General features: G+C 50.8%; 12 protein-coding genes. 4 read left to right on the forward strand and 8 right to left on the reverse strand.

The window, feature by feature from the left end; all coding sequences use genetic code 11:
• Nucleotides 1-25: 25 nt before the first annotated feature.
• On the reverse strand, nucleotides 26-802 hold the full coding sequence (locus C5523_RS14830) for a BPL-N domain-containing protein (RefSeq protein WP_108702328.1): 777 nt from the start codon (nucleotides 800-802) through the stop codon (nucleotides 26-28).
• 401 nt (nucleotides 803-1,203) lie between these two features.
• On the reverse strand, nucleotides 1,204-2,349 hold the full coding sequence (locus C5523_RS14835) for an NAD(P)/FAD-dependent oxidoreductase (RefSeq protein WP_172960896.1): 1,146 nt from the start codon (nucleotides 2,347-2,349) through the stop codon (nucleotides 1,204-1,206).
• 234 nt (nucleotides 2,350-2,583) lie between these two features.
• Here C5523_RS14835 and C5523_RS14840 point away from each other — a divergent pair, with 234 nt between their 5' ends.
• A complete protein-coding gene (locus C5523_RS14840) occupies nucleotides 2,584-3,027 on the forward strand; it encodes a MarR family winged helix-turn-helix transcriptional regulator (protein ID WP_108701399.1) in 444 nt (147 codons plus the stop codon).
• A 231-nt stretch (nucleotides 3,028-3,258) separates the two neighbouring features.
• On the opposite strand, the gene C5523_RS14845 is transcribed toward C5523_RS14840, so the two are convergent.
• Complete coding sequence (locus C5523_RS14845; protein WP_107223255.1) at nucleotides 3,259-4,791, reverse strand: DHA2 family efflux MFS transporter permease subunit; 1,533 nt, start codon at nucleotides 4,789-4,791, stop codon at nucleotides 3,259-3,261.
• Nucleotides 4,784-5,797 carry an HlyD family secretion protein gene (locus tag C5523_RS14850; protein ID WP_108701400.1) on the reverse strand — a complete coding sequence of 338 codons (1,014 nt, stop codon included), beginning with the start codon at nucleotides 5,795-5,797 and terminating at the stop codon, nucleotides 4,784-4,786. The genes C5523_RS14845 and C5523_RS14850 overlap by 8 nt, the downstream gene beginning before the upstream one ends.
• Nucleotides 5,798-6,099: 302 nt before the next feature.
• Here C5523_RS14850 and C5523_RS14855 point away from each other — a divergent pair, with 302 nt between their 5' ends.
• Complete coding sequence (locus C5523_RS14855; RefSeq protein ID WP_108701401.1) at nucleotides 6,100-6,738, forward strand: TetR/AcrR family transcriptional regulator; 639 nt, start codon at nucleotides 6,100-6,102, stop codon at nucleotides 6,736-6,738.
• A gap of 382 nt (nucleotides 6,739-7,120) precedes the next feature.
• Here the strand turns inward: C5523_RS14855 and C5523_RS14860 are convergent, their stop codons facing one another.
• The 3 genes from C5523_RS14860 to budA are packed head-to-tail and all read right to left on the reverse strand — an operon-like array spanning nucleotide 7,121 to nucleotide 10,384.
• Nucleotides 7,121-7,891, reverse strand: coding sequence for a (S)-acetoin forming diacetyl reductase (locus C5523_RS14860; protein WP_108701402.1), 771 nt, complete (start codon nucleotides 7,889-7,891; stop codon nucleotides 7,121-7,123).
• A gap of 20 nt (nucleotides 7,892-7,911) precedes the next feature.
• Entirely contained in the window at nucleotides 7,912-9,546 is a 1,635-nt protein-coding gene (gene alsS, locus C5523_RS14865) for an acetolactate synthase AlsS (protein ID WP_369944949.1), read from the reverse strand.
• Nucleotides 9,547-9,604: 58 nt separating this feature from the next.
• The gene (budA, locus tag C5523_RS14870; RefSeq protein ID WP_071194003.1) at nucleotides 9,605-10,384 is read right to left on the reverse strand and encodes an acetolactate decarboxylase; all 780 of its coding nucleotides are present in this window, start codon (nucleotides 10,382-10,384) and stop codon (nucleotides 9,605-9,607) included.
• 105 nt (nucleotides 10,385-10,489) lie between these two features.
• Between budA and C5523_RS14875 the strand changes: the two genes are divergently transcribed.
• Complete coding sequence (locus tag C5523_RS14875) at nucleotides 10,490-11,371, forward strand: LysR family transcriptional regulator (protein ID WP_039079248.1); 882 nt, start codon at nucleotides 10,490-10,492, stop codon at nucleotides 11,369-11,371.
• Between the two features lie 88 nt (nucleotides 11,372-11,459).
• Here C5523_RS14875 and C5523_RS14880 read toward each other — a convergent pair whose 3' ends face one another.
• Nucleotides 11,460-12,257, reverse strand: coding sequence for an AraC family transcriptional regulator (locus tag C5523_RS14880; protein ID WP_039079249.1), 798 nt, complete (start codon nucleotides 12,255-12,257; stop codon nucleotides 11,460-11,462).
• 210 nt (nucleotides 12,258-12,467) lie between these two features.
• Here C5523_RS14880 and cfa point away from each other — a divergent pair, with 210 nt between their 5' ends.
• Nucleotides 12,468-13,616 carry a cyclopropane fatty acyl phospholipid synthase gene (gene cfa, locus C5523_RS14885; RefSeq protein WP_108701404.1) on the forward strand — a complete coding sequence of 383 codons (1,149 nt, stop codon included), beginning with the start codon at nucleotides 12,468-12,470 and terminating at the stop codon, nucleotides 13,614-13,616.
• Nucleotides 13,617-13,629 lie beyond the last annotated feature (13 nt).

Here is a 13,629-nt window from a genome sequence, read left to right on the forward strand (position 1 = left end):
CACGTATGAAAACGTGCTGTAGAAATTAGTTCTTTTTTATACCAAAATAGCCAAGAATTCGCTGCATCTTACTTCCCGCTGTGGTATTCCCTGCAGCGGCAGTGTCTATCCAGTTCTCATCGGCTTCGGGATGCGGCCCTGATAATATGACGTTTCCTTTGCCATATTTATAACTGGCGATGGCTATATCTCCATTCTCGTAATACGCGATCGCCTGGAACCCATTGCCTGAGGTGGTATTGTTGAGATAGGGGCCATCCTGGAAGTAAAAAGCTTCTTGCTTATTATTCCATTTGATTTGCAGGGTGTAATCTCCCTCATCCCTGGCACGTGAATCAGGTCTTCCCACTTCTGATTCAAGAGGGGCGTCAACGAGCCCTATCCAGTCTTTATCGGCAAGATAGGCCCCCATGCAAATGCCAATAAAATCTTTGCCATTTTTCACGAATTGACGAATAGCCTCTGCCCCTTCATCGCCAATAACCTCATAAGAACCGGGAATATCCTGACCGCCGCCAGGCTGAATATAGATATCAAATTTCTTTAGCGTTTGCTCATTGAGTTTTAGCTTTTCTTTTTCACCCACATAAGAAATATGCAGTGGCAAACCAGTGCCGACGAGAGATTTAACAACCATTTCGGAACACCCCGGACATCCAGCCTGGCCCCGATAAACGGCGACATTATAACCCTTTGACGTAGCAGCATTTGCTAAGGTCGGTGCGGTGAGAATAGCGAAAGCAAACGCCACGGTTAACCTGTTTGTTTTCTTTAACTTCGTTGTCTGGAAAAAATGTGACATAGCGGTATCTCCCCTGGTCATGGCGTGTTTTTTATTAATCCCTGAGAATGACTTTTACGCTACCTCAACGGATTACGTTAAATTAGAGCAGTTGCTCAAATTTATCTTTACCGTTGAGTTTGTCAACAGTTTTCGGGATCAATTTAAAAAGTCTTTCGTCATAAAAATGTAACCTAATTTATTTTGTTTATATTTTTTAAAGAGATATAGATATACCAGCGAAAAGAGATGGCGTGCGGCTGGCCGGTCTGCGTCTCACCAGGGCATCGCGGCAGGATGCATTCCTAAAAGCACAGACGCTACCCCTCTCTTTGGATATAAATCTCCTGAGGCAGCAATAAGTTATTTATCGGTACAATAAATTTGCTCAACAAGCCGCTACACAGAAAACCAGGCGTGTCTTAACAACCGGGTAAATATGAAGCCATCAATTTTGCCATATTTTCCGCGCCGTTCATCGCAATGCTAAGTTCAAGATTACGTGCGCTTTCTTGTGCTGCAGATCGTGCACGCGCGAACATTCTTGCCTCATAGCGCTTGATAGCCTCAGCAGGCTTGTTACCCGACACTAACTCGCAGGCCAGTTCTGACGCATCGAGCATAGCCAGATTGGCGCCAGCACCCGCAAAGGGTGACATAAGATGTGCAGCATCCCCCAGCAGGGTAATAGTGGCATTATTTTCCCATTGGATCCCTACAGGAAGCATATTAATGGGGCGCAGTAAAAATGCCCCTTCACTCGCCTGAATGAAATGTCTCAGCGCAGGGGCCCAGTCAGCGAAGAGGGTCTCCAGCGCCTCACGTGTTTCTGTCGGGCAGAGTGACTGGACATTTCTTTGATCGCTATTTTCAGGTAATCGTAAAGCGATATACAGACGGATTTTATTATCGCCATTACGCTGCGCAATTAGCCCTTTATTGTCAGAAAGCGCCATAAAACTCCCCTTACCCACCATTGCAGAAATAACCGGGTATGCACTGTCTGGATTCAGTATTTCTGTTTCGATAAAGCTTACACCTGAATAAAAAGGCTCCTCAGAGGTCAATAACGGGCGGATCCGCGAACCTGCGCCATCCGCGCCGACAAGAATATTTGCCTGGACCTGCATACCATTTTCAAAAAAAAGCGAATGGCTACCCTTTGCCGCAGGTTGCGTACTGACAAGACGATGATCCCAGCGTATGCGGTCTGGCTCCAGAGAATCAATCAACAGATCCCGCAGTTGCTTGCGGTCTATTTCCGGACGATCAAAATTATCTTCCGCAACCGACTCCTCCCAAAAACAGTGACCCGTTTTATCCACAATGCGCATTTGCTGCCCTTCCGGCCTTGCAAGGGCGTGAAACTTTTCTTCTAAACCCGCCGCTTTTATCGCAACCTGCCCGGAATCAGCGTGTATATCCAGTGTCCCTCCCTGGTCACGTGCATAGCGTGATGCATCCCGTTCAAAGACCACAGGGTCTAAGCCGTTTTGTTGAAGAATGCGAGCCAGCGTCAGTCCACCAATGCCCCCACCGACAATGGCGATTTCATGCGATTCGGTCATACTGTGTTCCTCTTTATTCATTAAAATCAGGCAAATAAATAGTCAATGATCAAGAGAGTAAGGTCCTGGACGGACGCAAGATCTCCCGTTACTCAAGGCAAAGTGAGCATGGTCGAACCATAAATCCTTCGACGTTATGGTGACCGGGTACATCTTCGTGATGGTTTAAGTTGACATATCAACCTTTACAGTGGCAGAGTTGATATGTCAACTTTGCTTAACGATGGCTACCCTATGAAAAAAGAAGATCTGACCCAAAGTGAAATCAATGCGTGGCGGGGGTTTCGCCGAATGGGCGAAGTGATTGCCTCTCGTATAGGCCGCGAAATAACACAAAAAACGGGATTATCATCCGCTGATTTTACGATCCTGATGCAACTCAGCATGAATGGCGGTAACCATCAGCGCCAGTGCGATATACAAACTTTCCTTGAATGGGATAAGACGCGTTTGTCTCATCAATTGTCCCGCATGGAAACGCGAGGATTAATCGAGAAAAAAAGCGAGGGCGGGAATAGTTCATTTATCAGCATGACAGATAAAGGTCGTCTTCAGCTCTCCATGGCTCAGCCCGTGCATCAAAACGGGATTTATGAACATTTTGCAAAATGGCTAAGCGAAGAAGACCTTGAAGCAATGATACGGATAACGGATATTCTGCGTAATTCGTCGAAATAATAAAAGTTAAATACTCTCACTCTCTACCGGGGCTGATGGTTGCTGGTTTATCTGGCAAAAAAAAGAAAACTATCTCCTTCCATGGAAATAGTGCGCGCGGATAATAAAAAAACACAGACCTGGCGTTAAATTTATAGTTTCAACCGACGGCATCAGAAATAATATTTGTGCCAGGATAGTCTCAAACATACTTAAGCGATAAAAGAGATAATAATGACAATAGAGTGGCGATTACTTTTTCTGTGGCCGTTTTAACAAAAACGCCATCGGTATGCACAACAGAATCGATACCATCAACACTAAGTATGTTTCATTATAGGCCAATACAGACGACTGCTGCGCGATCATTTTTACCAGTTGAGCCGCCGATATGATATGGCTATCCCCGCCCACGGAGGATCCTGCAAGCGCCTCGAACTTAGACTGAGCCACCGGAGAACTGGCATGTACTGACTCCCTGAGAACAGTATTATGGAATGCTTCTCTTCTGTCTAAAAATGTCCCTATTAGCGCAAGTCCTATCGCCCCACCTAAGTTACGCGCCATATTATATAAACCAGCGGCATCACCCGACTCTTCTTTTGTCACCGCCGCCATCGCCGCCTGGTTTAGTGGCATCATACAGAGCATTTGCGCGGTGCCGCGAACCAGTTGTGAAATGACAAAACTATCCCCTGAGCTTTGTATGCTAAGTGACGTATCCATAAAACAACTTATTGCAAATAGCACCAGGCCAGGAATAACGATCAGCCTGATATCCACCTTCGTCACCAGACGGGGCAGAATATACATTAATAACAATGCGGGTATTCCGGCAAGCAACAATACGCCACCGGATTGCTCAGCATTATACCCTGCGATATGTGAAAGGAATTGCGGCACCAGGTAGGCAATGCCATAAAGCACAATCCCGGTAACGAATATAATGATGATGACAGAGGAGAAACTTTTATTTCTAAATAGCCTGAGGTTTAATACGGGTTTTTCAACATATATTTGCGACATGATAATCATCAACAAGCCTGTCACCGAAATCACGCTGAGCCTGCAAATCATTGTTGATTCAAACCAGTTTTCTCGCTGTCCTTCTTCCAGAATCGCTATCAATGTACTGAGGCCAAGCGCCAGACCCGCGATTCCTAACCAATCCGCTTTAACAAACTCGTGCGATTTAATTTTCTCTGCAGGTAACCCGCAAAGCAGCATGACTAACATGACGAGACAGATTGGCCCATTAATAAAAAAACACCATGACCAGTTTGCATTTTCAGTAAGCCAGCCCCCCACAACGGGCCCTAACAAGGGCCCCATAATGACTGTCAGGCCAAATGCAGTCATCCCGACCGGAAGTTGATGTAACGGTAAACGCGTTCGGACGATCGATTGCGCGGTAGGGATCATGGCACCGCCACAGAACCCCTGCCCCACGCGGGCCGCAATCAAAAACGGCAAACTGGATGAAAAGCCACACAAAAAAGAGAAAACAATAAACAGTGTTGCATTCATAACCAGCAAGTTACGTAGCCCAAGCCATTTTGTCAGCCATGCCACCAGCGGTATCATCACAATTTCGGACATCATATAGCCGGTGGTAATCCAGGTTCCTTCTGTTCCCGTAGCACCTACTGCGCCCTGAATTTGCGGTAAGGCCGAGTTAGTAATCGAGACATCGAGTGTCGCCATAAGGGCACCGGCCGCGCCTGCTGCAACAGCAATCCAGTCCGTCAGTGTTGCGTTATTTTTGGGTTTGATTTGCTCAGCCATGATGTTGAGGTTCCTGGCGTGTATCAACTTCAACTCTTACTGACAGGCCTGCAATCACCGTTGATGGCATGTCTTGATTATCGAAACGAATTCGAACCGGAACCCGCTGCACGACTTTCGTGAAATTGCCCGTCGCATTTTCCGGTGGCAATAATGCGAATTCCGATCCGGTTGCAGGCGCAAGACTTTCAATATGGCCTGCAAAAGTTTTTCCGGGGAAAGCATCTATATGTAAACGTACGGGTTGATTGGGCTGCATGCGACCAACCTGGGTCTCTTTAAAGTTGGCAATAACGTAAATGCTTTTGGTTGGCACTATCGACATTAAACGTGAACCCGCCTGGATGTACTGGCCTGCTCTGACCCCCACATCTCCCACCGTTCCATCCTGCATACTTTGCAAAACAGTATCTTCTAAATCCAAGTTGCTACTTTGCAGGTCGGCTTTGGCGCCCTGCAACTGGGCCTCGTATCCTTGTTCTTCGGCGTGACACTCGACAATTTTTGCCCGGGCGGCTTTTACTCCGGCTTCCAGGGCATGTAATTGCGCCCAGGCTTGTTGACGGGCGTTATCCCTGTCGGCAAGTTGCTGTGGTGTGGTCGCCCCTGTCTTTACCAGTGGTTGATAGCGAGCCCATTCATTTTCTGCATGTTGGGCGGCCAGGCGAGCGGCTTGTTGCTGCACGTCGGCCTGGATGAGTTGCGCCTCCAGTTGTGCGATTTGCGCCTGCACTTGTGCTTTGTCCGCTTCAAACCTGGCGATATCAGCTACTTTTTTATCGATCGCTGCGTGGCTATGGCGGCTATCAAGACGGAGCAGTGGCTCCCCTTTTCGTACCCCTTGATTATCCGTCACCAGGACTTCCTCAACATATCCGCCGATTTTTGATGAAATGGAGATACTGTCCGCTTTGATAAAAGCGTCATCGGTTTCTTCGATGTACCAACCGTTGACTATCCACCAGGCACAAATGCCAGCAAAAACAATAAAGGCAAGAAAGGCCATACGTAGAATGCCCCATTTTCGGCCCACACCGCCTGTGCTGGCGTCCCCCTGGGCTAGAGAGGCAGGCGTTATCGCTGATGTTATCAATAGCATGGTAGTCTCCGATGTGTATCGACCCGGCTTTCCAGATAAATGGATGTGAAAGAAAACAGTGAGTTAACAATAAAAATTAGGTTTATGATGGTGTCCATAATTGGTTTCGACCATTATTTTTACTTGATATAAACTTTTATCGAGTATAAATTTATATCAAATAAAAGATCAAGGGGGGTTTGTCCGCTGATCGGTGAGAGAGGAAAACAATGAAGGCAAACAAACCGGAAGGGCTGAGAGAACAGAAGAAGAGACTTACCCGCCAACACATTTCAAATGAAGCCACTCAGCTTTTTATCCGCTATGGTTTTGATAACGTGACCATTAGTGATATTGCGCAGGCGGCAAATGTATCGAAGATGACAGTGTCTAACTATTTTGAGCGTAAGGAAGAACTGTTGTTTGACCGCATGGGCGAGATAACGGAATTACTGGAGGAAAGCCTTAAGAACCGTAACGAACGGTCCCCGCTCGCCAAATTGAAGGGGCTGACGGCTGAATTACTTGAGCAAAAACATAAAGTTTTTATGATTAACCAGAATGTCGTTAAATTTTGGCAGGTTGTTGCGGACAGCACAACGCTGAGCACCTTTGGCATTATGCAATTTGATATTATTTGCAAACAACTTGGAAAAATGTTGGCGTCAGATGCCGGGCAACCAGAGACGGACCCTACGGCGCATCTGCTCGCCACCATTATTATGAATACATGGCGTGTCGCATACACTGAGGCGTTGTTCCGTCAAAAGATGAATATTGAGCAAACGGATATTGAGTTTCTTTTTGACATTACAGCTCGCGGATTTTGTGCTGCGGAAGCCGCAGCGAAGGGGACCCAATATCTCTAAACCAGTACGCTCTGTTTAAAACGCCTGGAAAGCGGCCCGTAAGCACGACTTTATCATTCACGGGCGTGCCAGCCATTCGAATGAAGGTGATTATCTGCCACATACCCGCGCTGCATTTCACATATGGCCTACAGCGCCTCGTTTAATGGCGACAAAGCTGCGGGTTTAGTCGCAATAACCATGCACGCCACGCCTGCACTGTGTCAGTCCCCCCTTATTTTATTGCAAAAAAAGCCCCTGCACGGATGCAGGGGAAAACTCATGTCAGAGCTTATATCTTAATAATTCGTGTTACATGAACGCCGCGAGTCTGAATAACGTAGATAAGTACGTGACCAGCCGAGCGCACAGGCAACGTGAAGCATGACGGGTATAGTCGAATTTAATTGAACACCATCCCACCATCGATGAGCAGAGACTGGCCGGTCATATAATCGGAATCCGGCCCGGCAAGGTACGAGACGCAGGCGGCAACATCTTCCGGTTCGGACAAGCGGCCAAGCGTAATGCGTTTGGCAAAGGTTTCGGTACCGTAGCCGAGCGGTTTGCCCGCAGCCTCAGACACCTGGCGGTCAATCTCCGCCCACATCGGCGTTTTAACGATACCCGGGCAGTAAGCGTTAACGGTGATCCCAAGCGGAGCAAGATCCCGTGCGGCAGTCTGGGTTAAACCGCGAACCGCGAACTTACTGGAACTGTAGACGGCCAGATCCGGATTACCGGTGTGACCCGCCTGAGAGCAGGCGTTAATGATCTTGCCGCCGTGCTCCTCTTTGCGAAACGCCTCAATCGCCGCCTGAATCCCCCAGATCACCCCTTTCACGTTGATGTTATAAACCTTATCAATAATCTCCGATGTGATGGATTCGATGGGCGTGGAAGGCGCAACCCCGGCGTTATTGACGATAACGTGGAAACCGCCCAGCGCTGTGCGGGCATTCTCGACCGCCGCGAACACCTGATCGCGGTCAGAGACATCCACCTTCACGGCGATGGCGCTGCCGCCGTTACGGTTGATTTCATCGGCAACGGCGCTCGCCATCTCATCGTTATAGTCGGCAATGGCAACAGCAAAGCCGTCTTTTACCAGACGAAGCGCTATCGCTTTACCAATCCCCTGGCCTGCGCCGGTTACAAGAGCAACTTTTTTCATTTTTCTGTCCTTATAGTGAGTCATAAAATCTGGCTGAGATGGAGCTGGCCCATCAGCAGCGGGTTATCGCTATAGTCAACGGGAATGGCCACCACGGCCGGGCCATCGACATCCATCGCCGCACGAAGTGTGGGCTCAAGCGCATCGGCGCTCTCCACGGCAAAACCTTTCGCGCCAAAAGCGTCGGCATACACTTTGAAATCCACCGGGCCGAACGCCACGCCGGAAAGTCGCTGGTATTTTTTCTCTTCCTGAATGGCCACCATGTTGTAGGCGTTATCCACCCAGATGATATGCAGCACGTTGGCGTTAAGACGCACCGCGGTTTCCAGCTCCATACTCGACTGCAGGAAGCCGCCGTCACCGGAGACGGAAACCACCTTGCGCCCCGGATTCACCAGCCAGGCGCCAATCGCCCATGGCAGCGCGACGCCCATGGTCTGCTGACCGTTGGAGATCATCAACTGACGCGCCCGGAAGCTGTAGAGATAACGGGCGATCCAGATGTGGAAGCTGCCCATGTCCACGGTGAGCGTCACGTCGTTATTTACGATGTCCTGCATGGCTCTTACGATACGCAGCGGATGCAAGGCAAACTGGTTGAGTGAGGCGCCGCGGCGATCGAGCAAATCCCGCTGATGCTGGCGGTCGACCAGAATTTCTGACGCGCGCTGGCTCAGCTCCAGTTTGTGGTCAATCCGACTGGCAAGCTGGTTCAGCGTGGCGGCGATATCCCCCACCAGTTCGATGTCGGGCACATAATTACGCTCTTCATACGCGGGCAGCACATCAATGTGCACCAGCGTGGCATCCCCGCTGTTCCACATGGACGGCTCATACTCCACCGGGCTGTAGCCAATACAGATAATCAGATCCGCCAGATGCAGTAGCCGGTCGCCCGCCTGGTTATTAAAGAGGCCGACGCGCCCGGCGAAGCGGGTGAAGTGTTCCTGGTTTACCGCCCCGGCGGCCTGGTAGGTGCTGGTCACCGGAATACGGCTTTTCTCCAACAGCTTACGCAGCGCCGTGCTGTTGGCAGGCTGACTCGCCATCAGACCCAGCAGGATGACCGGATTTTTGGCATTGTCGATGAGCTTCACCACATCGTTAATCACCGATTCGGGTGCCGGGCCCATCATCGCCGGGCCGCTGGCAGGCAAAATGGCGCCAGTGGCGGGCTGGTCGACAATATCCTGCGGCAGGCTGACAAACGCGCTCCCCGGTCTGCCGTGCTCGGCGGCACGAAACGCGTTTGAGATAACCTCGGCAATCGAGTCCGGGGAACTGACCTCGACGGCATATTTGCTGACAGGGCTGAACATCGCGATGGTATCCATGCTCTGATGCACCAGTTTCGCTTTATCCGCCCGCTTCACCGCCCCGCCCAGCGCCACAACCGGGTCGCCTTCGCTGTTGGCGGTAGCAATGCCGGTGATCAGGTTTGAACAACCCGGCCCGGAGGTGACCAGCGCTACCCCGGCTTTGCCGGTCAACCGTCCTACCGCTGCCGCCATAAACGCCGCGTTCGCCTCATGGCGTACGGGGATGATCTCAATGGAGGAGTCCAGCAGGGAATCAAAGACTTTGTCGATTTTCGCACCCGGAATACCGAAAACCTGTTTAACGCCCTGCGCTTCAAGTTGGCCGACAACCATATCGGCGCCGTGCGCCCACTGGCGAACCTGTTTATCACTGTTCACGATGGTTCTCCTGTTAGTTTTCAACGGAACGGATAGCCGCATCCAGATTGCCTGGGTGAAGGTTGGCCTGTAAAAACGCGCTGTCGGCGGGCAGGTCAATCATCAGTTTGTGAATTTCACCAAAGGTGAGCACGCCGTTCTCCAACTGGTAGTCGAGCAGGTGGCCCCCACCCTGACGGTCATCGGTGATGAAATGTTCGTGATAACCGGCCACGTTAATACCCTGCATATGTTGCGGCGTGCGAAATCCGACCAGCACCCCTTCACGCTGGTTAAAGCGAAACACCGGCTGGTCGTCCAGGACGTCGGTCATCGCCCGGTAAGGCGGCTTCTGGCGCGGGACCGTGCGAGTGTGGGCGTGGCGGAAGTTGCCATCAATACGCAACGCGCAGAACAGGTTATCGGAAGGGATCTGCTGGTCGATCGCGTCGTGGATCTGCTGACGGCTGACCGGCGTATCGAAGGTTTTGCGATACTGCGGCTGGAACCAGGTCATCACGGCGAACGGCGTTTTCTGCTCTGGTTTCGCGGCGCGGGCGCTACCGTCGGCGCGCAACTGGTACACCTGGCTGCTAAAGGCAATCAGTTCGCCGTCCAGTTCGTTAAAGGTGCCCAAACCAAAATCACCTTGTGCCAGCAAATCGGCGATGGTGGTGTTTCCCTCATATACGCCGCTTAACAGGGCGCTCATTAGCGATGTCTGATAGATCACGCTGTCAGGGTGCCGGGCAGAGAACCCACGTACGGTCTCGCTCAGGCTGGCCTCACAGTCGCATGCCGATGAATGCATCATTATGCTCGTCCTCTTCAACTTTTTTTAGAAAGGTTAAATAAATGTTGACCCGATTCAGCCGGGAGTTCCAATATAGAAACCATGCTGGTTTGAGACGTTTTAGATATGGAACTTCGTTATCTGCGGTATTTCGTCACGGTTGCACACGAGAGACATTTCACTAAGGCGGCTAAAGCGCTGGGAATTTCGCAGCCTCCCCTGAGCCAGCAAATCAAGCGGCTTGAGGAGGAAGTGGGTACACCACTGTTCAGACGCCTGACGCGTGGCGTGGAGCTGACCGAAGCGGGAAAAGCCTTCTATGAAGACGCGTGTGAGATCCTGGCGTTGAGCGACATAGCAGTCGAAAAAGTTCGGGGTATTGCTCGTGGGCTCAACGGTAATCTGTCGATCGGGATTACCAGTTCAGACGCTTTTCATCCGATGATCTTCACGCTTATTCGCCATTTTCAGTTGCAGAACATGGCGGTGAAAATTCATCAACTGGAAGCCAACATGTCCTCTCTTACAACGATGCTGGCGGAGGGGGAACTGGACATTGCATTCGTCCGGCTGCCTTGTGAGAGCAGTAAAGCGTTCGAAGTAAAGATACTGGACCGGGAACCAATGGTGGTGGTACTGCATCGCGATCACCCTCTCGCAGCAAGCGGTTCGCTGTCGCTTGAGCAGCTCCGGGATACGCCAGTGGTTTTGTTCCCACAGGAGATTGCCCCGTGCTTATATGATCGCGTTTACTCGTGCTGCGCACGTTGCGGGATTGATATGCAAAACGCGCTACAGTGCTCACAGCTTTCGTCGTCCATCAGCATGGTGTCCGCAGGCAGCGGTTTTGCCCTGGTGCCGCAGTCAATGGTGGTCATTTCTCCGCCGAATGTTACTCATCATCCGCTTATCTCACCGACGCTCTATACCGAGATCGCGCTGTGCTGGCGACGTTTCGAACGCTCGCGAACGGTGAAACGTTTTTTGTCGATGCTGAGTGAGAAGTAAACGCTGCGCGGTTATGCCCTGCTCTCTGAGGGACTTAAACACAAGGGCAACGGCAATCTGAATGAAGACGGTTTACCCAGGAAACAACCTAATACCGTGTCGGCGGCACGCCGAACATGGCGCGAAAAGCAAAGGTGAATGCGGCCGGGCTTGAATAGCCCAGATCAAGGGCAACCTGTGTAACGCTACGCTTGTTTTTGAGCATCACAACGGATTCCAGCAAGCGCACGCGTTTTTTCCATTCACTGAACGCCACGCCGGTCTCTTTTTTGAAGCGACGTGAAAAAGTGCGCACCGACATGCCGCTATCGCAGGCCCACTTCTCAATGCTGTGCGCGTCACCCGGTGTTTTTTGGATCTGGCGGCAGACCTTCATCAGTAAAGGTGAGCCCGGCCATGATATGGCCAGACCGGCATCCGGCAACCGTCTGAGTAACGAAATCAGCACTTGCACAAGTTGCCCATCCTCCCCTTTATCGTCATACAACTCCGGCACATTTTGTGTCGCGTAGTGAATAAACTCACGCACGAAATCGCTGACCACCACCACTTTGCTGCCACTGAAAGCGATGGTGGCGAAATCGGCTTCAACGTAGAGACTTTCAAGCAGCACGTCGCTCGTGGCAAGAATACGATGCGGCACATGAGCCGGGATCCACACGCCATAGAGAACGGGAACCACCAGCGTCTTGCCTTCAATTTCCACACGCATACTGCCGTTGCGCGCATAGAGGAATTCAGCGAAGGGGTGCTCATGCATGTCCACGCCCGTATCGCCCATCAGGGGGTAGCTGCGAAAGTAAACCGCGCGCGGCAATGCCATCAGCACCGGGGCGGGCTGGCCGTTCACCGGCTGACTCGGCGGTAACACTAACGTAGAGCACATAAGCACCTGGCCTCTATTCGATGAAGTTTGTCTTGATAGCACAGCGCAGACAAGGCGGGTTTACTGAATAATGAAGCGGTCATAAATCTGGTTCACCCGTCATGAATAATTTACCAGCCATCTGCCTGAGGGATAAGCCTTTTCGCAAACATTGACTGGCGTGACAGGGATATTTTCTGGCTGGCTGCACGCTACGTTAAAGGAGAGATGATGGCTAATGAATGTACCGTCGATGTGATCAGCAAACCAAACCACTGGCTGCGCATTGTGCAAGAACTGCTATCACAGGCGGGAATTGAAATTAATGGCGCTGAACCCTGGGATATCCGGGTGCACGATACCCGTTTTTTTAAACGCGTTTTACAGCAGGGTTCGCTCGGTCTTGGCGAAAGTTATATGGAAGGCTGGTGGGACTGCAAACGGCTTGATATCTTTTTTGATAAATTGCTGCGCGCCCACCTGGACGAACAACGCCCCGCCCGTTTATCCGATCTTCTGCGCATCGCGTTTGCCCGCCTTGCTAACCCACAGTCACGCAAACGCGCCTGGCAAGTCGGCGAAGTGCATTACGACCTGGGCAATGATCTCTTTAGCCGCATGCTCGATCCCCACATGCAATACTCCTGCGGCTACTGGAAAGAGGCCGATGAGTTATTTGTCGCCCAGGAAAACAAGCTGGCGCTGATTTGCGAAAAATTACAGCTTAAACCCGGCATGACAATGCTGGATATTGGCTGCGGCTGGGGCGGTTTAGCAGAGTATGCGGCGCGCCACTATGGCGTGCGTGTGGAAGGCATTACGATTTCCGCAGAGCAAAAAGCCTACGCCGAGAGCCTCAGTGCCGGAAAGGATGTGCGCATCCTGCTCCAGGATTACCGCGATCTGGATAAACAGTACGATCGTATCGTTTCTGTCGGCATGTTCGAGCACGTAGGGCCGAAAAATTACGCCACCTATTTTAAGGCGGTAGATCGTTGCCTGAAACCCGATGGTCTTTTTTTACTGCATTCCATCGGTTCGAATAAAACCCAATATAACGTTGATGCCTGGATCAATAAATATATCTTCCCTAATGGTTGTCTGCCCTCCGTAAAACAGGTCGCGCAAGCCTGTGAACCTTATTTCGTCATAGAAGACTTACATAATTTCGGCGCTGATTATGATAAGACCCTGATGGCATGGCATAGTCGCTTCAATAAGGCCTGGCCGCAATTATCAGGAAACTACTCCCTGAAATTTCAGCGTATGTTCAACTATTATCTCACCGCTTGTGCGGGCGCATTTCGCGCCAGAAATATTCAACTCTGGCAACTGGTACTAAGCCGTGGCGTCTCCGGCGGGCTGCGCGTGGCTCGCTAAATACATAATTTAA

Origin of the sequence: Phytobacter sp. SCO41 (assembly GCF_003073275.1) — a bacterium.
Classification (GTDB): Bacteria; Pseudomonadota; Gammaproteobacteria; order Enterobacterales; family Enterobacteriaceae; genus Phytobacter; species Phytobacter diazotrophicus.

Excerpts from the sequence above, each read along its gene's own strand:
- C5523_RS14840 (WP_108701399.1), top strand. The coding sequence starts at position 2,584 with ATGAAAAAAGAAGATCTGACCCAAAGTGAAATCAATGCGTGGCGGGGG.
- C5523_RS14830 (WP_108702328.1), bottom strand. The coding sequence starts at position 802 with ATGTCACATTTTTTCCAGACAACGAAGTTAAAGAAAACAAACAGGTTA.
- C5523_RS14875 (WP_039079248.1), top strand. The coding sequence starts at position 10,490 with ATGGAACTTCGTTATCTGCGGTATTTCGTCACGGTTGCACACGAGAGA.
- C5523_RS14835 (WP_172960896.1), bottom strand. The coding sequence starts at position 2,349 with ATGACCGAATCGCATGAAATCGCCATTGTCGGTGGGGGCATTGGTGGA.
- C5523_RS14860 (WP_108701402.1), bottom strand. The coding sequence starts at position 7,891 with ATGAAAAAAGTTGCTCTTGTAACCGGCGCAGGCCAGGGGATTGGTAAA.
- cfa (WP_108701404.1), top strand. The coding sequence starts at position 12,468 with ATGGCTAATGAATGTACCGTCGATGTGATCAGCAAACCAAACCACTGG.
- C5523_RS14845 (WP_107223255.1), bottom strand. The coding sequence starts at position 4,791 with ATGGCTGAGCAAATCAAACCCAAAAATAACGCAACACTGACGGACTGG.
- budA (WP_071194003.1), bottom strand. The coding sequence starts at position 10,384 with ATGATGCATTCATCGGCATGCGACTGTGAGGCCAGCCTGAGCGAGACC.
- C5523_RS14880 (WP_039079249.1), bottom strand. The coding sequence starts at position 12,257 with ATGTGCTCTACGTTAGTGTTACCGCCGAGTCAGCCGGTGAACGGCCAG.
- C5523_RS14855 (WP_108701401.1), top strand. The coding sequence starts at position 6,100 with ATGAAGGCAAACAAACCGGAAGGGCTGAGAGAACAGAAGAAGAGACTT.
- C5523_RS14850 (WP_108701400.1), bottom strand. The coding sequence starts at position 5,797 with ATGGCCTTTCTTGCCTTTATTGTTTTTGCTGGCATTTGTGCCTGGTGG.
- alsS (WP_369944949.1), bottom strand. The coding sequence starts at position 9,546 with ATGGTTGTCGGCCAACTTGAAGCGCAGGGCGTTAAACAGGTTTTCGGT.